This window comes from Salinarimonas soli (genome assembly GCF_008386575.1).
Lineage (GTDB): Bacteria > Pseudomonadota > Alphaproteobacteria > Rhizobiales > Beijerinckiaceae > Salinarimonas_A > Salinarimonas_A soli.
On the sequence record NZ_VUOA01000011.1, the window covers coordinates 1 to 21,202 of the forward strand.

The 21,202-nt window shown below is 71.2% G+C and carries 17 protein-coding genes; 4 read left to right on the top strand and 13 right to left on the bottom strand.

Translation table 11 applies throughout. The features are described from left to right. Positions 1-159: 159 nt before the first annotated feature. The 11 genes from murC to mraZ all read right to left on the bottom strand — a co-directional run bounded on the left by murC (position 160) and on the right by mraZ (position 13,289). On the bottom strand, positions 160-1,575 hold the full coding sequence (gene murC / locus F0L46_RS05365) for a UDP-N-acetylmuramate--L-alanine ligase (RefSeq protein ID WP_149816025.1): 1,416 nt from the start codon (positions 1,573-1,575) through the stop codon (positions 160-162). Continuing rightward, entirely contained in the window at positions 1,572-2,693 is a 1,122-nt protein-coding gene (gene murG / locus F0L46_RS05370; RefSeq protein WP_149816026.1) for an undecaprenyldiphospho-muramoylpentapeptide beta-N-acetylglucosaminyltransferase, read from the bottom strand. Before murG ends, murC begins: the two co-directional genes overlap by 4 nt. After that, positions 2,690-3,850 (bottom strand): putative lipid II flippase FtsW, encoded by a 1,161-nt coding sequence (gene ftsW, locus F0L46_RS05375; RefSeq protein ID WP_149816027.1) that lies wholly within the window; start codon positions 3,848-3,850, stop codon positions 2,690-2,692. The genes murG and ftsW overlap by 4 nt, the downstream gene beginning before the upstream one ends. 380 nt (positions 3,851-4,230) lie before the next feature. Further along, a complete protein-coding gene (gene murD, locus F0L46_RS05380) occupies positions 4,231-5,613 on the bottom strand; it encodes a UDP-N-acetylmuramoyl-L-alanine--D-glutamate ligase (protein ID WP_149816028.1) in 1,383 nt (460 codons plus the stop codon). Positions 5,614-5,620: 7 nt separating this feature from the next. Then, positions 5,621-6,706 carry a phospho-N-acetylmuramoyl-pentapeptide-transferase gene (gene mraY, locus F0L46_RS05385; protein WP_149816029.1) on the bottom strand — a complete coding sequence of 362 codons (1,086 nt, stop codon included), beginning with the start codon at positions 6,704-6,706 and terminating at the stop codon, positions 5,621-5,623. Between the two features lie 4 nt (positions 6,707-6,710). Beyond that, positions 6,711-8,144: a UDP-N-acetylmuramoylalanyl-D-glutamyl-2,6-diaminopimelate--D-alanyl-D-alanine ligase gene (locus F0L46_RS05390; protein WP_149816030.1), complete on the bottom strand. Its 1,434-nt coding sequence runs from the start codon at positions 8,142-8,144 to the stop codon at positions 6,711-6,713. Beyond that, the gene (locus F0L46_RS05395; protein ID WP_149816031.1) at positions 8,141-9,607 is read right to left on the bottom strand and encodes a UDP-N-acetylmuramoyl-L-alanyl-D-glutamate--2,6-diaminopimelate ligase; all 1,467 of its coding nucleotides are present in this window, start codon (positions 9,605-9,607) and stop codon (positions 8,141-8,143) included. The genes F0L46_RS05390 and F0L46_RS05395 overlap by 4 nt, the downstream gene beginning before the upstream one ends. After that, complete coding sequence (locus tag F0L46_RS05400; protein WP_149816032.1) at positions 9,604-11,397, bottom strand: peptidoglycan D,D-transpeptidase FtsI family protein; 1,794 nt, start codon at positions 11,395-11,397, stop codon at positions 9,604-9,606. Before F0L46_RS05400 ends, F0L46_RS05395 begins: the two co-directional genes overlap by 4 nt. Next, a complete protein-coding gene (gene ftsL / locus F0L46_RS05405; protein WP_149816033.1) occupies positions 11,360-11,758 on the bottom strand; it encodes a cell division protein FtsL in 399 nt (132 codons plus the stop codon). The genes F0L46_RS05400 and ftsL overlap by 38 nt, the downstream gene beginning before the upstream one ends. Next, positions 11,755-12,807 carry a 16S rRNA (cytosine(1402)-N(4))-methyltransferase RsmH gene (gene rsmH / locus F0L46_RS05410; RefSeq protein WP_149816034.1) on the bottom strand — a complete coding sequence of 351 codons (1,053 nt, stop codon included), beginning with the start codon at positions 12,805-12,807 and terminating at the stop codon, positions 11,755-11,757. The genes ftsL and rsmH overlap by 4 nt, the downstream gene beginning before the upstream one ends. Continuing rightward, positions 12,804-13,289, bottom strand: a complete 486-nt coding sequence (mraZ, locus tag F0L46_RS05415; RefSeq protein ID WP_149816035.1) for a division/cell wall cluster transcriptional repressor MraZ — start codon at positions 13,287-13,289, stop codon at positions 12,804-12,806. Before mraZ ends, rsmH begins: the two co-directional genes overlap by 4 nt. A gap of 613 nt (positions 13,290-13,902) precedes the next feature. On the opposite strand from mraZ, the gene F0L46_RS05420 reads away from it, so the two are divergent. From F0L46_RS05420 to F0L46_RS05430, 3 genes are all read left to right on the top strand, one after another. Then, positions 13,903-15,006, top strand: a complete 1,104-nt coding sequence (locus tag F0L46_RS05420) for an ATP phosphoribosyltransferase regulatory subunit (RefSeq protein WP_149816036.1) — start codon at positions 13,903-13,905, stop codon at positions 15,004-15,006. Continuing rightward, the gene (gene hisG, locus F0L46_RS05425) at positions 15,003-15,974 is read left to right on the top strand and encodes an ATP phosphoribosyltransferase (RefSeq protein WP_149816037.1); all 972 of its coding nucleotides are present in this window, start codon (positions 15,003-15,005) and stop codon (positions 15,972-15,974) included. The genes F0L46_RS05420 and hisG overlap by 4 nt, the downstream gene beginning before the upstream one ends. A gap of 565 nt (positions 15,975-16,539) precedes the next feature. Then, the gene (locus F0L46_RS05430; protein ID WP_149816038.1) at positions 16,540-17,010 is read left to right on the top strand and encodes an META domain-containing protein; all 471 of its coding nucleotides are present in this window, start codon (positions 16,540-16,542) and stop codon (positions 17,008-17,010) included. A 208-nt stretch (positions 17,011-17,218) separates the two neighbouring features. Here F0L46_RS05430 and argE read toward each other — a convergent pair whose 3' ends face one another. Next, positions 17,219-18,379, bottom strand: a complete 1,161-nt coding sequence (gene argE, locus F0L46_RS05435; protein ID WP_149816039.1) for an acetylornithine deacetylase — start codon at positions 18,377-18,379, stop codon at positions 17,219-17,221. A 34-nt stretch (positions 18,380-18,413) separates the two neighbouring features. Then, positions 18,414-19,346 (bottom strand): LysR family transcriptional regulator, encoded by a 933-nt coding sequence (locus F0L46_RS05440; RefSeq protein WP_149816040.1) that lies wholly within the window; start codon positions 19,344-19,346, stop codon positions 18,414-18,416. A 183-nt stretch (positions 19,347-19,529) separates the two neighbouring features. Here F0L46_RS05440 and F0L46_RS05445 point away from each other — a divergent pair, with 183 nt between their 5' ends. Next, positions 19,530-21,137 (top strand): ABC transporter substrate-binding protein, encoded by a 1,608-nt coding sequence (locus F0L46_RS05445; protein ID WP_149816041.1) that lies wholly within the window; start codon positions 19,530-19,532, stop codon positions 21,135-21,137. Positions 21,138-21,202 lie beyond the last annotated feature (65 nt).

A 21,202-nucleotide genomic window follows, 5' to 3' on the forward strand; every position in this document is an offset into this window, starting at 1 on the left:
GCCGGAGCAAGCCCGAAGCGCGGGGGTGGGGGGGGGGGTCAGGGGGGGACACGTCCGGACAGACCCCCTCACCCCCGCCCTTCGGGCTTGCTTCGCCCCCGGCAGGGGGGGCGAACCCCTCTCCCCGCCCGCGGGGAGAGGGGATTGCGCCCAGATCCCTCACGCCGCCTTGCCCTCGAGCGCCTGCAGCTCGCCGGGCAGCGCGTAGGCCCATTGGGTGATGTTGCCGGCGCCGAGGCAGATCACGTAGTCGCCGGGTTTGGCGATGCCGTGGACCATGCCGGCGAGGTCCTCCGAGCGCTCCAGGGCGACCGCGCTGCGGTGGCCGCGCGCCTTGAGGCCGGCCACGAGCCCGTCCCGGTCGGCGCCGGGGATCGGCTGCTCGCCCGCGGCGTAGACGGGCGCGACGATCACCGCGTCGGCGTCGTTGAAGCAGGTGCAGAACTCGTTGAAGAGCGAGGAGAGGCGCGAGTAGCGGTGGGGCTGCACCACCGCGATCACCTGGCCCTCGGTGGAGGCGCGGGCGGCGCGCAGAACCGCCGCGATCTCGATGGGGTGGTGGCCGTAATCGTCGAACACCGTGACGCCGTTCCACTCGCCCGTGCGGGTGAAGCGCCGTTTCACGCCGCCGAAGCCCGCGATCGCCTTCTGGATCTGCTCCGGGCTGACGCCGAGCTCGTGCGCCACCGCGATCGCCGCCGTGGCGTTGAGCGCGTTGTGGGCGCCCGGCATAGGCAGGGAGAGATCCCCGATCTCGGCGCGGTAGCCCGGGCGCCGGTCGCGGATGAGGACGCGAAAGCGCGTCTGCCCCCCGCCCTGCTCCACGTCGATGAGCCGCACGTCGGCCTGCGGGTTCTGCCCGTAGGTGATGATGCGGCGATCCTCGATCCGGCCCACCAGGTCCTGGACGATCGGGTGGTCGATGCACATCACCGCGAAGCCGTAGAACGGGATCTGGTCGATGAAGGCGCGGAAGGCGTCCTTGATCGCGTCGAAGGTGCCGAAATGGTCGAGGTGCTCGGGATCGATGTTGGTGACGATCGCCACGTCCGCCGGCAGCTTCAGGAAGGTGCCGTCCGATTCGTCGGCCTCCACCACCATCCACTGCCCCTCGCCCATGCGGGCATTGGTGCCGTAGGCGTTGATGATACCGCCGTTGATGACCGTGGGATCGAGGCCGCCGGCATCGAGCAGGGTCGCGACGAGGGACGTCGTGGTGGTCTTGCCGTGGGTGCCGGCCACCGCGACGCAGGACTTGAACCGCATCAGCTCGGCGAGCATCTCGGCCCGGCGCACCACGGGGAGGCGGCGCTCGCGGGCGGCGGCGAGCTCGGGGTTGTCGCGCTTGATCGCGGTGGAGACCACGACGATGGCGGCGTTCTCGATGTTCTCGGCGCGGTGCCCGATGAAGGTCGCGACGCCCTTCTCGGCAAGTCGCTTGACGTTGTAATTGTCAGCGGCGTCAGAGCCTTGGACCGTGTAGCCGAGATTGTGCATGACCTCGGCGATGCCGGACATGCCGATCCCGCCGATCCCGATGAAATGGATGGGGCCGAGTTTGGGCGGCAGCTTCATTGGGATACCCCTTGCGGAATCGCGACCTTCGCCATGACGGCGATCTCGGCGGCCAGCCGCTCGGCTGCGTCCGCGATGCCTGCGCTCTTGGCCGCCAGCGCCGCCCGGGTCAAGAGGTCCGGGTCCTCGAAGCGGGCGCGCAGCTCGGCCGCGAGGCGCTCCGGCGAGAACTCGGGCTGGGGCACCACCACGGCGGCCCCGACGGCGCCCAGCGCGCGGGCGTTGGAGGCCTGGTCCTGGTCGAGGGCGCCTGGCAGCGGCACGAGGATCGCGGGACGGCCGATGACGGCGAGCTCCGCCACGGTGGAGGCGCCCGAGCGCCCGATGACGAGGTGCGAATCGGCCATGCGCTGGGGCAGGTCGCGGAAGAACGGCGCCACCTCGGCCTGGACCCCGGCGCGCTCGTACGTTTCGCGCACCCGGGCCAGATCCTCCTCGCGGGCCTGCTGGACCACGACGAGGCGGCTGCGGAACTCGGGCGGAAGGCTCTCGACCGCGGCGGGCACCACGTCGCTCATCACCCGGGCGCCCTGGCTGCCGCCGAAGGCGAGGAGCTTGAGCTTCCCGCCCCTGAGGGCCGACGGGAAGAGGGTGCGAGCGGCGGCGACCACGGCAGGCCGCACCGGGTTGCCCGTATGGACCCGCCGCGCCTCGGTGGCCGGCACGCCGCCGACCTCGGGGAAGCCCGTGGCGATGAGGCGGGCGCGCCTGGCGAGGAGCCGGTTGGCCCGGCCCATCACGCCGTTCTGCTCGTGGATGATGGTCGGGACGCCGGAGAGCTGCGCCGCGATGAGGGGCGGCACGGTGGGATAGCCGCCGAAGCCCACCACGAGGGCGGGCTTGAGCCGGCGCAGGAGGGCGAGCGAGCTCACCACGCCCCGCCCGAGGGTGAGGCCCGCGAGCGCCATCTTCGGCAGGGAGCGGCGCGAGGGCGTGGCGGAGGGCACCGTCACGACCTCCTCGGCGGGGAAGTCCTGCATATAGGTGTCGACGCGCTCGTCGGTGACGAGCACGACCCGGCACCCGATGCGCCCGAGCACCGCCGCCAGCGCCTGGGCCGGGAAGAGGTGCCCCCCGGTGCCGCCCGCGGCGAGAAGGATGGTGGCGCCCCCGCTCATGCCTGGGGCGCCGTGGCGGCGGCGGGAGCGGCGGGATAGCGGTCCATCAGCTCGGCCCGGGGGCGGCGGCGCGTGAGCGCGATGAGGAAGCCCATGGCGAGCGCCAGGGACAGGAGCGACGAGCCGCCATAGGAGATGAAGGGGAGCGTCATGCCCTTGGCGGGCATGAGGTGCGTGTTCACCGCCATGTTGATCGAGGCCTGGAGCCCGAACATCAGGAGGAGGCCCGCCGTGGCGAGGCGGCAGAACGTGTCCTCGTTGCGGCGCGCGAGCGAGAGGCCGCGCAGCACGATCAGGGCGTAGATGAAGAGGACGAGGAGGCAGACGATGACGCCGAACTCCTCGGCGGTGGCCGAGAAGATGAAGTCCGTGTGGGCGTCGGGGAGGATGCGCTTCACGGTGCCCTCGCCCGGCCCCGTGCCGAACCAGCCGCCATGGGCGAAGGATTCCATCGCCGTGTCGACCTGGAAGGTGTCGCCCGAATCCTTGTCCATGAAGCGCTGGATGCGCCCGCGCACGTGCGGCATGAACTGGTAGGCGGCGCCGATGCCGATGAGGCCCGCCCCGCCCAGGCCCACCACCCAGAACCAGTGCAGGCCGGCGATGAAGAACAGGCCCGCCCAGGTGATCGTGATCAGCATGGTCTGGCCGAAGTCGGGCTGCATCACCAGGGGCACGATGGTGGCGGGCAGGAGGAGCAGCGCAAGCCCGGCGCCCGGCATGTCGGAGCGCCGCGAGCCCTCCGAGAAGGCCCAGGCCGCGAGGATCACGAAGGCGGGCTTCACGAACTCGGATGGCTGGATGCCGACGCCGCCGATGTTGATCCAGCGGTGCGCGCCCTTGATCTCCGGCCCGAAATGGAGCGCCAGCATGATCAGCGCCAGGGAGATCAGGTAGATGAACAGGGCCACGCGGCGCACGAGACGCGGCGAGAGGAACGACACCGCGAGCATGATCCCGATGCCCGGCAGCAGGAACATCACCTGACGGTGCACGAAGTGGAAGGTGGAGAGCCCCAGCCGCTCGGCCACCGGCGGCCCGCCCGCCATGAGCAGGACGAGGCCCGCCACCATGAGGGCGAGCAGCGAGGCCAGCAGGAAGCGATCGATGGTCCACCACCAATCGCCGACGATCGAACGTTCCGCGCGCGAGACCATGGGATCAGGCTTTCCGTGAGGGGGGAGTGCGGGGTGCGGTCCGTTCTGGACGGGGGGCGGCCCGCGCCACTTCGTGGGGCGGGAGGGAGGGGCCGAGACCCGGCGGAGGAGCCGACGCGAGTCCACCCCGCCTCGACGTCATGAGCCCCGTGCGCGACGTCTGCGCTCGGGTCGAGAACCATGCACCCCTCCCCCCTTGCGGGGGAGGATGCGGAGGGGGGTACGGCGCGCCAGCGCCGGACCACGACACAGTCAAGCGATCGCGTGGTCGGTCGGTCGCGCGCCGAGGCTTGCGCCTCGCCGACCCCCCTCTGCCCCTGACGGGGCATCTTCCCCGCAAGGGGGGAGAGGACGCGCGATCGGCGAGGAGCGCCCGCATCCTACCCTCCCACCGGCACGAGCCCCGGGAGGGCTCGCACGAGGCTGCGGAAGCGGTCGCCGCGCACCTCGAAATTGGGGAACTGGTCGAAGGAGGCGCAGGCCGGGGACAGCAGCACCACGGGCTCGGGGGCGCCGTCCTCGGCGGCCTGCGCCGCGGCGCGGGCCACCGCGACGTCGAGCGTGCCGCAGCGCTCCACCGGCACCTGGCCGTCGAGGGTGGCGGCGAAGGCGTCGCTCGCCTCGCCGATGAGGTAGGCCTTGGCGACGCGCGGAAAGTAGGGCGCGAGCGGCGCGATCCCGCCCGCCTTCGCCTTGCCGCCGAGGATCCAGTGCACCCGCTCGAAGGAGGAGAGCGCCTTCTCCGTGGAATCCGCGTTGGTGGCCTTGGAATCATTGACGAAGAGCACGCGGCCGATCCGCCCCACCTGCTCCATCCGGTGGGCGAGGCCGGGGAAGGTGCGAAGCCCCCGCTCGATGGCGGCGCGGTCGAGGCCCACGACCCGGGCCGCCGCGATGGCGGCCGCCGCGTTCTGGGCGTTGTGGGCGCCGCGCAGCGAGCCGATGCCGGCGAGGTCGTAGCGCTCCACCGCCTCGCCACCGCGCATGAGCACCACGCCAGTCCCGTCGCGCATGAAGCCGTCGGCGAGCGTCCGCTCCACCGAGACGGGGGCGCCGGCGCGGATGCGGGCCGCGATGGCGGCGCTGTAGTCGTCGTCCACGCCGACCACGGCGATCCTGGCCCGCGCCACGAGGCGCTCCTTGATCGCGGCGTAGTTCTCCATCGTCCCGTGCCGGTCGAGGTGATCGGGGGAGAGGTTGAGGTGCACGCCGACGGTGGGCTTGAGCGAGGGGGCGAGATCGATCTGGTAGGACGAGCACTCGACGACGTGGACGCGCCCCTCGGACGGGGGCTCGAGCGACAGGATCGCGGTGCCGATATTGCCGCCCATCTGCACGTCGAGCCCCGCCTCGCGCAGGATGTGGGCGACGAGCGCGGTGGTGGTGGACTTGCCGTTGGTGCCGGTGATGGCGACAAAGGGCGCGCCCGGCGCGATTGCGGCCCGCTCGCGGCAGAACAGCTCCACGTCGCCGATCACCTCGACGCCCGCGGCATGCGCGAGCCCCACGGTCCAGTGCGGCTCGGGATGGGTGAGCGGCACGCCCGGCGAGAGCAGGAGCGCGTCGACGCCGCTCCAGTCGAGAGCCCGCAGGTCGCCCGTGCCCACGCCCCGGGCGCTGGCCTCCGCCACCTTCGCGGCGTTGTCGTCCCACGCGGTCACCCGCGCCCCGCCCGCCTGGAGGGCGAGCGCGGTCGCAAGGCCGGAGCCGCCCAGGCCGAAGAGGGCGACGTGGCGGCCGGCCATGGAGGTGACGGGAGTCATCGGGCGCCTACCGCAGCTTGAGGGTGGCGAGCCCGACGAGGGCCAGGACCACGGAGATGATCCAGAAGCGGATCACCACCTGCGGCTCGGTCCAGCCGAGCTGCTCGAAGTGGTGGTGGATCGGCGCCATCTTGAAGACGCGCTTGCCCGTGAGCTTGAACGAGGCGACCTGGATGATGACGGAGAGCGCCTCCATCACGAAGATGCCGCCCACGATCGCGAGCACGATCTCGTGCTTCGTCGCCACCGCGATGGTGCCGAGAAGGCCGCCCAACGCCAGCGAGCCCGTGTCGCCCATGAAGATCTGGGCGGGCGGCGCGTTGAACCACAGGAACCCTAGACCCGCCCCGATGAGCGCGCCGCAGATCACGGCGAGCTCGCCCGTGCCCGGGACGAAGTGGATCTGGAGGTAGTTGGCGAAGATCGCGTTGCCGGCGAGATACGCGATGAAGCCGAAGGTGGCGGTGGCGATCATCACGGGCACGATGGCGAGGCCGTCGAGGCCGTCGGTGAGGTTCACGGCGTTGCCCGCCGCCACGATCACGACGCCCGCGAAGACCACGTAGAACCAGCCGAGATCCAGGAGCAGGTCCTTGAGGAACGGGAAGGCGAGCTTGTTCGACAGGCCGACCGTCGAGACCTCGGAGATCATGATGCAGGCGACGCCCGCCACCAGCGCCTCGATGGCGAGCCGCGAGCGGCCCGAGAAGCCCGCATGCGACTGCTTCGTCACCTTGAGATAGTCGTCGTAGAAGCCGATGGCGCCGAAGCACACGGTGACGAAGATCACGGCCCAGACATAGCCGTTGGTGAGGTTCGCCCACAGCAGCGTCGACACCAGGGTGCCCGACAGGATCATCAGCCCGCCCATGGTGGGCGTGCCGCGCTTGGTGAGCAGGTGGGACTTCGGCCCGTCCTCGCGGATCGGCTGGCCCTTGCCCTGCTTGATGCGCAGCGCCGAGATGATCGCCGGCCCGAACCAGAACACGAAGAGGAGCGCCGTCGCGGTGGCCCCGCCGACGCGGAAGGTGATGTAGCGAAAGACATTGAGCGGGCCGAACACGTGGTTCAGATCCGCGAGAAAGGTCAGCATGGTGTCACTCTCCGGCCGAGGCGTCGGCGGGGGCGCTGAAGCGCCCCTTCAGCCGCTCGACGACCCGTTCCATCTTGATGCCCCGCGAGCCCTTCACGGCGACGACGTCGCCCGGGCGCACGGCGGCGGAGACCTCGTCGGCGAGGTCTGCGGAGGTTTCGGCATAGGCGCCCCGGCGCTCCGGGGGAAGGGCGTTCCACAGCTCCCGCATCAGGGGACCCGCCGCGAAGACGAGATCGACCCCGTGCGCCAGGAGGGGCTCGACGAGGCCCGCATGGAGCGCAGGGCCCTCGGGCCCGAGCTCCAGCATGTCGCCGAGCACCGCGATGCGGCGCCCCCGGAAGCCGAGCTCCAGCCCGCCCACGGTCTCCAGCATGGCGCGCATGGAGGCGGGGTTGGCGTTGTAGGTCTCGTCGACGAGGACGATGGGGCCGTCGCCCCGGTCGAGCACCGTGCGCTCGCCCCGCCCCGCCGGGGGCTTGAGGTCGGCGAGGCTCAGCGCCGCGAGCGCGAGATCGGCGCCGAGCGCGTGCACGGCGGCAAGCACGCTTAACGAGTTGAGCGCGATGTGGCGGCCGGGCATCCCGAGCCGGTAGGTGAAGGCCTCGCCGAAGGCGCGGGCTTCGACCACGGTGACGTCGGGCTTCGGGACGATCCGCTCGGCGCGGATGTCGGCGGCCTCGTGCTCGCCGAAGGTGACGATCCGCCCGGCGCGCGAGGCGCCCGCATGGGCCTTGAGGCGCTCGAAATGCGGGTTGTCGCGGTTGATCACCGCCGTGCCGCCGGGCTCCAGCCCCGCGAAGATCTCGCCCTTGGCGTCGGCGATGCCGGAGACCGAGCGGAAGTGCTCGATATGGACGGGCTCGACCGTGGTGATGATCGCCACGTGGGGCCGCACCATGCGGGTGAGCGGCGCGATCTCGCCGGCATGGTTCATGCCGACCTCGAACACGCCGAAGGCGCTCTCGCGGGGCATGCGGGCGAGCGTCAGGGGCACGCCCCAATGGTTGTTGTAGGAGGCGAGCGAGGCGTGCGTGCGGCCCTGGCGCTCCAGGACGAGGCGCAAGGCCTCCTTGGTGCCCGTCTTGCCCACCGATCCCGTGACGGCCACGATGGCCGCCGCGGTGCTGGCCCGGGCCGCGAGCCCCAAAGCCCGCATGGCGTCAAGCACGTCGTCGACGGCAAACAGCGTGCCCGCGCCCACGAAATGCTCGGCGCGCGAGCCCGACACCACGGCCCCTGCGGCGCCGCGCTGGAACGCCGTCTCGACGAAGTCGTGCCCGTCGCGGGCGTCGCCCTGGATAGCGAAGAACAGGTCGCCCGGCTCAAGCGTGCGGGTGTCGATGGAGATGCCCGTGATCGCCGCGGGCAGGCGCCCGGTGACGGCGGCGTGCATGGCGACGGCGGCTTCGCTGCCGGTCCAGAGGGGCGGGGTCATCGGCCGGCCTCCGCGATGGCGGCGCGCAGCTCCTCGTGGTCGGAGAAGGGCTGCGTCACGTCGCCTATGGTCTGGCCCGTCTCGTGGCCCTTGCCCGCGACGACGAGCACGTCGCCCGCGCGAAGCTCGCGCACGGCGGTGCGGATCGCCTCGCGCCGGTCGCCGATCTCCCGGGCGCCAGGGGCGCCGGCCAGGATGTCGGCCCGGATGGCGTGGGGCTGCTCGGTGCGGGGATTGTCGTCGGTGACGATGACGACGTCGGCCCCGTCCATCGCGATCTTGCCCATGATCGGCCGCTTGCCCCGGTCGCGGTCGCCGCCGCAGCCGAAGACGCAGACGAGGCGCCCGGTCGCGAAGGGCCGCAGGGCCTCGAGCACGTTCTGGAGCGCCTCGGGCTTGTGGGCGTAGTCGACGACGCAGAGCGCGCCGTTCACCTCGCCCACCCGGTCGAGCCGGCCCGCCACGCCCTTGAGGGAGCCGAACGCGGCCAGGACCGCCTCCGGGTCGCCGCCCGTGGCGATGACGAGGCCCGCCGCGACGAGGGCGTTCTCGATCTGGAAGCGGCCCACCAGCGGCAGGGTCGCGCGCATCTCGCGCCCGGAAGAGCGGATGGTCAGGGCCTGGGAGAAGCCCTCGGCCGCGAGCTCCACGAGGCGAAGGTCCTCGCCCGCACGGCCCACGCTCATGAGCGGGAGACCGCGGCGGCGCACCGCGTCCATCACGGCGCCCGCCTCCGGGCCGTCGGCGTTCACGACCGCCGTCGCGCCCTCGGGCAGCAGCGTGTCGAAGAGGCGGAGCTTTGCCGCGAGGTAGGCCTCCATCGTGCCGTGATAGTCGAGGTGGTCGCGGCCGAGATTCGTGAAGCCGGCGGCGGCGAGCCTCACCCCGTCGAGGCGGTGCTGGTGGATGCCATGCGACGAGGCCTCCATCGCGGCGTACTGAACGCCCCCCGCCGCGAGCCGGTCGAGGGTCTCGTGCAGGGCGATGGGGTCGGGCGTGGTGAGCGAGCCGTAGGCCTGGCCGTCCGAGGTGACGACGCCGAGCGTGCCGAGGCTTGCCGACTTGTGGCCGAGCGCGGCGAAGAGCTGGCGCGAGAAATCCGCGACCGAGCTCTTGCCCGCCGTGCCTGTAACGGCGACGACCGTGGCGGGCTGGCGCGGGTGGACGCGGGCGGCGGCGAGCGCGAGCGCCCGGCGCACGTCCGGCACCCGGACATAGGCGATGTCGGGCTGGAGCGCGCCCGGGCGCTCCCCCTCCCCCACCACCGCCACGGCACCCGCCGCGACCGCGGCCGGGATGAAGGCGGCGCCGTCGGCCTGGGTGCCGGGCACGGCCACGAAGACCGCGCCGGGGGTCACCTTGCGGCTGTCGGCCGCCAGCCCCGACACGGCAAGAGCGGCGTTCTCGCCGCTCCCCGTCTCGGGAAAGAGATGTCCGAGCGTATGCGTCAGTGCTTTCGTCATCGGGTTCCCCACGCCCCGAGCCGCGTCATCAGCGGGAATGGTCGCTCGGGCGCTTCGAAACGGGGAGGAACGCTGAGCAGCGGCGCGACGCGCTCGATGATGTTGCCCGCCACCGGTGCCGCGTTCCACCCCGAGGTGGTGAACCCAAACGTTTCGGGGGTGGCTTGCGGTTCGTCAATGATGGTGAGGAAAAGATAGCGCGGATTGTCCATCGGGTAGACGGCCGTGAAGGTCGTCAGGTTCTTCGTCTTCGAGTAGCGGCCGTTGATCACCTTCTCGGCCGTTCCAGTCTTGCCGCCGACGAAGAAGCCCGCGATCGCGGCCCGGTTGGCGGAGCCCCGCTCGGCGTTGAGGCGCATCACGTAGCGCATACCCTCGGAGGTCTCGGGCTTGATCACCCGCACGGCCTTGGTCCGCGCCTCGGCTTCCGTGCGCTTGAGGAAGGTTGGGGTGATCATGTAGCCGCCGTTCACCAGCGCGGCCACGGCCGCCACCGATTGAAGCGGCGCCACCGCGAGGCCGTGGCCGAAGGCGATGGTCATGGTGTTGAGCTCGCCCCAGCGCTGCGGCAGGATCGGCGCCGCGCTCTCGGGCAGCTCCGTCTGCATCCGCTCCAGCTGGCCGAGCTTGCGCAGGAACGCCTTGTGGGCCTCCACGCCCAGGCCCAGCGCCATCTTGGCGGTGCCGATGTTGGACGAGTGGACGAAGACCTCGGGCACCGTGAGGATGCGGTTCGTCGCGTGGTAGTCGCCGATGGCGAACTTGCCGTAACGCAGCTTCGCCCGAGCATCGAAGCTCGAGTTGATATTGTACTTGCCCGAGTCGAGCGCCATCGCGACCGTGAGGGCCTTGAAGGTCGAGCCCATCTCGAACACGCCGACATTGATCCGGTTGATCCGGTCCTTTTCCAGGGCGTCGACGGGGTTGTTAGGGTCGAAGTCGGGCAGCGAGACGAGGGCCACCACCTCGCCCGTGTTGACGTCGAGCACCATGCCGGCGGTGGCCTTGGCGCGGTACTTCTCCAGCGCCTTGGCGAGCTCGTCGCGCATCGCGTGCTGGACGCGCAGGTCGATGGAGAGCTCCACGGGCTTCAGGTCCGTCGAGGCGCGGGTGAAGCCCGCCCCGTTGAGGTCCTGGAGGCCCTGGCTGTCGATGTATTTCTCCATGCCCGCGATGCCGACATTGTCGACGTTGGCGAAGCCGAGCACGTGGGCGGCGGCGTTGCCGTTGGGGTAGACGCGCTTGTGCTCGGGCACGAAGCCCACGCCCGGGATGCCGAGGCGGTGAACCTCTGCCTGCTGGCGGGGCGTCACCTCGCGCTTGATCCAGATGAAGCCGCGCTTGGTGCCGAGCCGCTCGCGCAGCTCGCGGGCGTTGAGGTCGGGCAGGACGGCGGTGAGGAGCTCGACCGCCTCGTCCTTGTCGATGATGTTGCGCGGCTCGGCGAAGATCGACACCGACTTCACGTCGGTGGCGAGGGTCTCGCCGTTGCGGTCGACGATATCGGGGCGCGCCGCCGAGATCGCGGACGAGGTCGCCTTGCGCAGGCCCGTCTGCTCGGGCGAGACCGCGAGCATCACGAGGCGCCCGCCGATCACGCCGAACAGCGCCGTGAAGCCGAGCGCCACCACGGCGACGCGGGCCGTGCTCTTGTCCACGCGCAGGCGGAAGAGGTCGCGCACGTGCCCGAAGACGCCGCGGCGGGGGGCGGGAGACGCGTCCTGGGGGAGAGAATCGTCGGCCGACACGGGATTACCTCGAAGGCGTGCGGGTGGACGGCGTGCGGGCATCGCCGACGCGCTTGTCCGACGGCGTGGCGGTGGGCTCGAGAAGCCCGAGGGCCTCGAGCTTGCGGCCGATCTCGTCGGTCTTGGGCGCGCGCGCCGGCAGGTCCGAGAAGCGGGCGAGCTGGTTCGGGCTCAGTTGCTGGAGGTCGAGGTGCCGCTCGGCGGCCTCCTGGAGCCGGTCGGGCCGGTTGAGGAGCTGCCACTCGGCGCGCAGCACCGCAATGGCGTCGCGCTCGCGCTTGATCTGGTTGCGCACCTTGGCGACCTGCTCGGCGTAATAGGTGGCCTCGTACTTGATCGAGTACGCGTAGCCCGCGGAGCCGAGGAGGCCCAGGATCGCCAGGAGATGCAGGAACTTGATCATCGGCGCCCTCCCCGGGGCTCGGCCGTGCGCGGCAGGGCGGCGAGCGCCTCCAGAGCCGTCATGTCGGATTGCGGCGGCGCGCCCGTGCGCTCGCCTGCCCGCAGCTTCGCCGAACGCGCCCGCGGGTTGGCGGCGGTCTCGGCGTCGGAGGGCAGGACGGGCCCGCGCATCACGGCGGTGAAGCTCGGCGCCTGCATGGCGTCGGCGCTCGGCAGGTGCCGCGACCCCCGCGCCACGCGCCCCGTCCGGCCCGCGAGGAACTGCTTCACGATGCGGTCCTCGAGGGAATGGAACGTCACCACGACGAGCCGCCCGCCGGGCCTCAGCGCCCGCTCGGCCGCGGAGAGCGCCCGCACCAGCTCGCCCAGCTCGTCGTTCACCGCGATTCGCAGGGCCTGGAACACCCGCGTCGCCGGATGGGGCCCGTTGGGCTCGGCGCGCACGAGGCTCGCCACGAGGTCGGCGAGCTCGCGGGTGGTGAGGATGGGGGCGCGGCGGCGCTGCTCGATGACGGCGCGCGCGACCGCGCGGGCCCGGCGCTCCTCGCCGTAATGGTAGAAGATGTCGGCGAGCTCGGCTTCCGGCGCCCGGTTGACGATGTCGGCGGCGGAGCGGCCCGCCTGCTCCATGCGCATGTCGAGGGGCCCCTCGAAGCGGAAGGAGAAGCCCCGGGCGGCCTCGTCGATCTGCATGGACGAGACGCCGATGTCGAGCACCACGCCGTCGAGCGCGCCTAGAAGGCCGCGCGCCTCGACGATCCCGTCGAGGTCGCCGAAGCGCCCCGGCACGAGGTCGAGCCGGCCGCCATAGGTCTCGACCATCGCCCCGCCAGCGCGGATCGCGTCCGGGTCGCGGTCGACGGCGACGAGCCGCGTGTCGGGATGGCTGTCGAGGATGGCGCGCGCGTAGCCGCCGGCCCCGAAGGTGCCGTCCAGATAGACGCCGCCTGGTTTCAGGGCGAGCGCTTCGCGGACCTCCCCCAGGAGCACGGGCACGTGGCGGGCCGGTCCGCCAGCGGCGCCGGCCTTGCCGTCGCCGCGGCCCGTCATCGGCCCGGCGTCCCGGGGGGTGTCCGACCATCCGAGGTCCGGGTTCCGAGGGCCCGCTTGAGGTCCCTGACTTTCACGCGCGCCTCCTCCAAGTGCGCATGAAAGCGCTGCGGCTCCCAGATCTGGAACTTGTGGCCGAGGCCCACGAACGCCACCGCGTCCGCGATCCCGGCATGGGCCTTTACGCTCTCGGTCAGGATGACGCGCCCCTCCGGATCGACCTTCAGGATCTCGCTCGTGCCGAACAGGGCCGTCGAGAGCTGATCCCGCTCGTCCGAATAGGGGGGAAGCGTCGCCAGGACCGCGTCGATCTCCCCGAGGAGCCGGTTGCCGCCCGCGTCCAGTGCCGGCGCGTCGAGCGCCGGGTGAACGTAGAGGCCCTCGAAGCCATCCCGCGCCAGAACGGCCCGGAACGGCGCCGGGATCGACACCCTGCCCTTCGCGTCCAACCGGTTGGTGAAATTGGACACGAAGCGGTCCATGTCCCGCCCTGGCACTCCACTGGGTCACCCGCGCGCCGGCAGAGCCGCCGCGCACCCCACCCCATGCGCCGGACGCAGCCGAGCACGACGGCACGGTGCCGCGATCGCGGCATCCGACCGGCTCGCCACAGGTCACCTTGGACGGGATGATTTGGGATACCATGGGATATGATGGTCGTCAACGGAACGGCCAAGCGCCAGGGGCCGGCGCGAAGCATCCACGATGAGACCCTGTTAGGGTTAAGGAAGGGTAAGGATCGCGGGCGCCGGAGAGTTGGAGATCAGCGAGCGCCCATGCCGCCCCACCCCCGCTTTCCCGGACGAGAGGAGCGCAGCCGCAGGCGGAGCGGATCGCAGATCCGGGCTCCAGGCTCGTGTGAAGTGAGCCGCGCAGCGGCTCTCAAATGTGCGCCTTCGGCGCGCCCTCTTGCGCTGGGTCCCGGATCTGCGCCCCACTGCGTGGGGCTTGTCCGGGAAAGTGGGAGGGGGCCGGACGGCGAAAGGCAAGATGGGCTCGGCGCCCCTCCCCTTCGCGCCACGTTCACTCTCCCGTGCGAAAACCGTCGCGTCCGCGCGAAAGCGTTGCTAAGGACGCGGCGGGAGACGGGTAGCGATGCAGGATCTGGGCGAAGCGACGGGCGCGCTGATCGCGCTGTTTGGGCGCGAGGGCTATGCGCGTCTGGAACCGCCGATCCTCCAACCCGCGGACGTGTTCCTCGACCTGTCGGGCGAGGACATCCGCCGACGGATGTTCGTCACCCAGGACGCGACGGGCGCGGAGCTGTGCCTGCGCCCCGAATACACCATTCCGGTCTGCCGCCACCACCGCGCGACCCGCGGCACGGAGCCCGCCGCTTACGCCTATTGCGGCCCCGTCTTCCGCCTGCGCGCGGGCGAGACCGGCGAGTTCCTGCAGGCCGGCATCGAGTCCATCGGCCGCTCCGACGCGACCGCCGCCGATGCCGAGATCCTGGCGCTCGCCCTGGAGGGCCTTCAGGCCGTCGGCGCGGGCCCGGTCAGCGTGCGGCTCGGCGACATGGGGCTCCTCGACGCCGTGATCGAGGCCCTGCGGCTTCCGGCGACGGCCAAGCGCCGGGTGATGCGCGCCGTGGTCTCCGGCCGGGGCCTCGCGGGGCTTACCGGATCGGAGGGCGGAGCGTCCCCTGAGCATGCGGGGCTTCTCGCGGCCCTGGAGGGCCAGGCGCCGCAGGCCGCCCGCGCCTTCGTCGAGGACGTGCTCTCCATCGCCGGCATCACGACGGTGGGCGGGCGCAGCGCGGGCGAGATCGCCGAGCGCTTCCTGGAGCGCGCCGCCAACCGATCGGGTCTCGTGCCCGAGGAAGCGCGGACGGTGCTCACCCGCTATCTCGGCATCGCCGGGGACCCGGACGGGGCGGCGGTCGCGGTCCGTTCGCTTGCCCGGGAGGCCGGCCTCGATCTCGAGGCGGCGCTCGCGGCCTTCGAGGAGCGGGTCGGCTTCATGGCGGCCCGTGGGCTCGACGTCGGCGCCTTCGGGTTCCGCGCGGATTTCGCTCGCAACCTCGACTATTACACGGGCTTCATCTTCGAGGCGCATGCCCCGGGTCACGAGAAGCCCCTTGTCGGCGGCGGGCGCTACGACCGGCTGCTCCGGCATCTGGGCGCGCCCGAGCCGACCCCCGCCGTCGGCTGCGCATTCTGGCTCGACCGTATTGCCGCCGTGGAGACCGGCCGATGAGCGACGCCCCCCTCATCCTCGCGGTCCCCTCCAAGGGCCGGCTCCAGGAGAACGCCTCCGCGTTCTTCGGCCGGGCCGGGCTCACGCTCGCGCAGGGGCGCGGCGCGCGCGACTATCGCGGCACGCTCGCCGGCCTGCCCGGCGTCGAGATCCTGTTCCTGTCGGCGTCCGAGATCGTGGCGCAGCTCGCCTCGGGCGGAGCGCATCTCGGCGTCACGGGCGAGGACCTCGTGCGCGAGGCCCTGCCCGACGCCGATGCCCTCGTGGAGTTCCTCACCCCCCTCGGCTTCGGCCACGCCAACGTCGTGGTGGCCGTGCCGCAGGCCTGGATCGATGTCCGCACCATGGCGGACCTCGACGAGGTGGCCGAGGACCTGCGGGCCCGTCACGGGCGCAAGATGCGGGTCGCGACGAAGTACGTGAACCTCACCCGCCGATTCTTCGCGGACGCCGGCGTGACGGATTACCGGATCGTCGAGAGCCTCGGCGCCACGGAAGGCGCGCCGGGATCAGGCACTGCCGAGCTCATCGTCGACATCACCACCACGGGGGCGACGCTCGCGGCCAACGCGCTGAAGGTGCTCGACGACGGGGTAATGCTGCGCTCGGAGGCGAACCTCGTCGCCTCGGTGCGGGCGGACTGGAGCCCCGCCGCCCGCGACGCCGCGCGCACGATCCTCACCCGCATCAGCGCCGAGGAAGCCGCCCGCACGACGCGCGAGGTCCGCGCCTGCCTCGAGCCCGCCCGCCCCTTCGACCTCGACGCCATCCTGGAGCGCCACGGCGCCACCCTCCCCTACGGCGTGAGCGAACGCGAGCTCACGCTTCGGGTCGCCAAGGCGAACGTGTTCGGGCTCGTGGACGACCTCATGGCGGTGGGGGCCCTCGACGTCAGCGTCCGCGCCCTCGACTACGTCTTCCGCCCAGCGAACCCGGTCCTCGACCGGCTCCTCGGCCGCCTCGGCTGACATCGCTTTTGGGTAGGGAGCGGGACCGTTGGGCGCAGCCGGCGGGCTGGTGCTCTCTTTGGATAGGATATCGCCGTCACCCCCAACACCAACCCTCTCCCGCAAGGGGGAGGGAGCACGGCGGCGCAGGCTGCGAGCGATGCGCCAAGCCCTGGACGAATGTGACGAGGTCCGCGCAACGATCTCCCCTCCCCCTTGCGGCGAGGGGTCGGAGGTGGGGGTAACGGCGGAGGTGGAGCAGAACGAGGCTCGACCGATCGGCTTGCATCACCCGATCAGGATCACCATCCAAGCCCCCGAAAAGACGAGGCCGCCCCGGGGAAGAGGCGGCCTCTTGAGGTGCAGCCACGCCGGGGGAGATGCGGCTGCAGGGAAGGAAGCCCATGGGTGAGCTTCAGGGGTCTCTACGGCCCCTCATCCGGGCCGGATCACGGCGCTTTTGAAAAATTTCGCGGGACGGGTGCGCGGGGGCACGCCGGGGCGTCCCGGCCCCGTTGCATGCGGCGGGCCTGCCGCCTATGGTCCCGGCCCGTCGACCCGAGGTTCCCGAAGAGGCCTGTTTTCCATGAAGATCCGTGTCGCGGCCCTCCTGCTCCTTGCCGCAGCATCATCGGCCATGGCCCAGACGCAGTCCCAGCCTCGCGGCCCGAGCCAGCTGCCGCCGTCGAAGGACGGCGTGCCGCAGCCCCGGCAGGAGAAGACCTTCCCCGTCAACGTGTCCTGGGTCGCGCAGAGCCTCAACGGCCGCTCGTTCCCCGGCGAGCGCCCGGCCATCACCCTCGACGCGAACCTGCGCATCAAGGGCTTCGGCGGCTGCAACACCTTCTCGGCGACGGCCTATCCCCTGCGCGAGCAGGGTCTCGCGGTAGGCCCGCTGGCACTGACCAAGCGCGCCTGCGCGGGCGGCCTGGGCGAATCCGAGCGCAGCTTCCTCGTCGCCCTGCGCACGGCCCAGAAATGGGACGTCATGAACAATGGCGGCACCCTCGTGATCCGCGGGCAGAACGGCGAGCTGCGCTTCGAGCGCTCGTTCTAAGAGCCGGCCCCGAAACAAACCCACTCTCCCGTCTCGTCCTCAGGCGCGAGCATCGAAGGGCGCTCCAGCGGTCTCCGGGCGACTCCGGCAGCATGGTGCTTGCTTTGAAGGCGTGCTGCCGAGGCCACCTCAGCCTGAGGGGATAGGGCGAGCGAAATTCACCGTCTCAAGCCCGCCTCTCACCACGGGGGTGGCGGCTCCATTCCCCTCAGCCCCGCGCGCGCTCGACGATGCGGGCGACGAAGCGGGCGCAGGTTTCGAGCTGGGCGGTCTCGATCCACTCGTCGGCCTTGTGGGCCTGCTCGATGGAGCCCGGGCCGATGATCACGGTCGGGATCCCGGCGATCTCGGAGAAGAGACCAGCCTCCGTCCCGTAGGCGACCTTGGAATGCTCGTTGCGGGCGGCGAGCGTCTTGGCGAGGGTGACGACGGGGGCGTCGGGCGGGGTGTCGAGGCCCGGGAAGCCCGCGTAGGTCTCGAAATCGATCCCCGTCGCGGGATCGACCGCGTGCATGCGGGGCTCCAGGCGCGTGCGGGCGTGCTCGACGACGCGGGCCACGAGGGCGTCGGGATCGTCGGCGCCCACCGCCCGGAACTCGAACACGATCTCGCAGGAATCGGGCACGATGTTGAGCGCCGTGCCGCCCCGCATCACCCCGACATGGCCCGTGGTGAAGGGCACGTCGTAGAGCGCGTCGCGGGCGCCGCTCTCTGCGAGCTCGTCCGCGATGCGCTGGATCTCGGCCACCACGAGCGCCCCGTAATGGACCGCGTTCACGCCCTCGGGCGCGAGGGAGGAATGGCAGGTGAGCCCCCGCACCCGGGCCTGGACCGAGCGCTTTCCCTTGTGCCCGATCACCACGCCCATGCCCGACGGCTCGCCCACGAAGCAGGCCTGGGGCCGCACCGCGCGCTCCGCCAGCCGCTCCACGAGCCCGCGCGCGCCGACGCATCCCACCTCCTCGTCGTAGGAGAAGGCAAGGTGCAGGGGCGCGGCAAGCGGCTTCTCCGCCATGGCGTCGGCCGCCGCGAGGCAGACCGCGAGGAAGCCTTTCATGTCGCAGGCGCCCCGGCCGTAGAGCCGCCCGCCGTCGGCGCGCAGCACGAACGGGTCGCTCGTCCAGACCTGGTCGTCCACGGGCACCACGTCGGTATGGCCCGACAGCACGTAGCCCGGCACGTCCTCCGGCCCGATCGAGGCGAGGAGGTTCGCCTTCGTGCCCGTCGCGTCGTAGATGCGCTCGCAGCGAAACCCGCGGGGGGTCAGGTAGCTCTCGATCCAGTCGATGATCGCGAGGTTCGAGTTGCGGCTCGTCGTGTCGAACGCCACCAGCGTCGACAGAATCGAGACGATCCTGTCCAGGTCCATTGCGGGGCTCCAGGGAACGGGGCGTCGGTTTGCTTCAGGAGGCCGGCACCAGCGACATCTGGGCCTGGCGCACGAAGTCTACGAAGCGCCGGGCCACCGGCAGGTTGCCGCCGGTCGCGGGGAACAGGAACGAGGTCTCGTAGTCGATGGTGGGCTCGAACGGCCGGAAGGCGAGGCTCGATCCCGTCACGTAGGCGATGGGGAACGGGTTGATCACCGCGACGCCGAGGCCCGCCTTCACGGTCTCGGCGAGGAACTGCAGCGTGCCGGCCTCGATCACGATGCGGGGCTCCACGCCCTGGTCGGCGAAGGCGCGCTCGACCCGCGCGCGGGCGGAGAAGCGCCGGGTCACGGCGACGAGCGGCACCCCGTCGAGGTCGGTCGGGCGGATCACCTCGCGCTCGGTGAGCGGGTGGTCGGCGGGCATCATCACGTGGGCGACCGACTGCCGGAAGGGCTCGGCCCGAACGCCCGCGTGCACAACGGGCACGTCGGCGACGCCGAGATCCGCCGTCCCGTCCGCCACCGCCGCGACCGCGTCGTTCGAGCGGCCGATCTCCATCTGGATCCGGGTGTCGGGCTCGGCGGCGAGGAAGCGCATGATCAGCGGCGCCAGGAAGGCGTGCGTGATCGTGGGCGACGACATGATGCGCAGAAGGCTCCCGGCGCTCGGCGCCCGGGGCCAGTCCTCCAGCCGCGCGAGCGCCGCGAAGATGGGGGCTGCCTCCGCGTCGAGAGCATAGGCGTCGGCGGTGGGGACGAGCCGGCCGCCATCCCGGACGAAGAGGTCCCGCCCGAGCCGGGCCTCGAGGGCGCCGATGGCGCGAGACACCGCGGGCTGCGAGACGCCCAGGCGCTGGGCCGCCGCGGTGGTCTTGCGGGTGGTGATCACGGCATGCAGAACCTCGAGCTCGCGTACGCTCGGCCTTGAGGAGCGCCCCCCCTCGTCGTCGTTCTCGTCACGCATAGTTCTATCAGTCTCTCTGATGCGTTTGTGTGGTGACAATGTTGAGGGCGCATATTAGCTTGGTTCCATCGCCGATCAAGCCCAAGCTTCACGCCTTGACGAAAGGGCAGCGGGGCTGGAACACCCAAGGGCGGCGCACGATCGCCCAAAGACACCAGAGGAGAGACCAGAGTGAAGCACGACATGAAACGGCTGGCCGTCGCGGGCCTCGGCTCGGCGCTTCTCGCCGTCGCCGCCCCGTCGCAGGCGCAGGAGCTCAAGATCGGCCTCGCCTCCGAGGCGACCTCGATCGATCCGCACTTCCACAATGTCGGGCCTAACAACGCCCTGCGGAAGCACATCTTCGAGGGCCTGATCTCGAACGACGAGAACCAGAAGAACATCCCCGAGCTGGCCCTGTCCTGGAAGCCGATCTCGGACACGGACTGGGAGTTCAAGCTTCGTCCGAACGTGAAGTTCTCCAACGGGATGGCCTTCACGGCCCGAGACGTGATCTACACGCTCTGCCGCGTCCCCACGGTCGAGAACTCGCCCTCGTCCTTCACGGTGTTCACCCGCGGCATCAACGCGGTCGAGACGCCCGATCCGCAGACCGTGATCTTCAAGATGGCGGCGCCCTCGCCGCTCCTGCCCAACAACCTCGCGACGCTCGGCATCCTGTCGTCCGAGCTCAACGGCGCCCAGAACGTCTCCTACGACCCCAAGGGCTGCAAGGACATGGGCACGCCGCCCAAGTCGGCGGACTTCAACGATCCCGCGAAGGCGATCGGCACCGGTCCCTACAAGCTCGCGAACTACACGCGGGGCCAGCAGGTGGTGCTGGAGCGCAACCCCGGCTATTGGGGCACCAAGCCCGCCTGGGACCGCGTGGTGTTCCGCCCGGTGCCGAACCAGGGCGCCCGCGTGGCCGGCCTGCTCGCGGGTGACGTGGACATCATCGAGACGCCGCCGATCCAGGACTTCGACCGGATCAAGGCCTCGGGCGCGCAGATCGTCCAGGGCATCTCGAACCGCATCATCTACCTGCACATGGACCAGTTCCAGGGCGACGGGTACAAGACGCCGGGCATCAAGGGCACGGACAAGAACCCCTTCCTCGACAAGCGGGTGCGCGAGGCGGTCTCCAAGGCGATTAACCGGCCGGCCATCGTCGAGCGCATCATGGGCGGCGTTGCGGTGGCGGCGGGCGAGCTCCTGCCCACGCCCCTGTTCGGCACCTCGCCCGACATGAAGGCCGACACGTTCAATCCGGACCAGGCCAAGAAGCTCCTCGCCGAGGCCGGCTACCCGAACGGGTTCGAGGTGACCCTCGGCACGCCCAACGACCGCTACATCAACGACGAGAAGATCGCGCAGGCGGTGGCCCAGATGCTGAGCCGCGTCGGGATCAAGGTGAACGTGGACGCGATGACCGCCTCCACCTTCTTCACCCGCCGCAACAAGTACGAGTTCTCGCTCTACCTCGCGGGCTGGGGCGCGGATTCGGGCGAGATGGCGAACCCGCTCGTGGCGCTCGTGGCCACCATGAACACCCAGACGGGCATGGGCCACACCAACCGCGGCCGCTACTCGAACCCCGAGCTCGACAAGCTCATCGTCGAGGCGCAGGCCACGGTCGACGACGCCAAGCGCGAGGCGATCCTGCGCCGGGCCTCGAAGCTCGCCATGAGCGACTATCCGCTCATCCCGCTGCACTTCGAGGTGACGCCGTGGGCGGTGCGCAAGGGCCTGAGCTACAAGCCCCGCATCGACCAGTACACGCTCGCCACCGAGGTGAGCCCGGGAACCTGAAGACCGGCGCTCCCGCCTCTCCCCTCCCCCTTGCGGGGAGGGGCTGGGGGTGGGGGTCGCAAAGT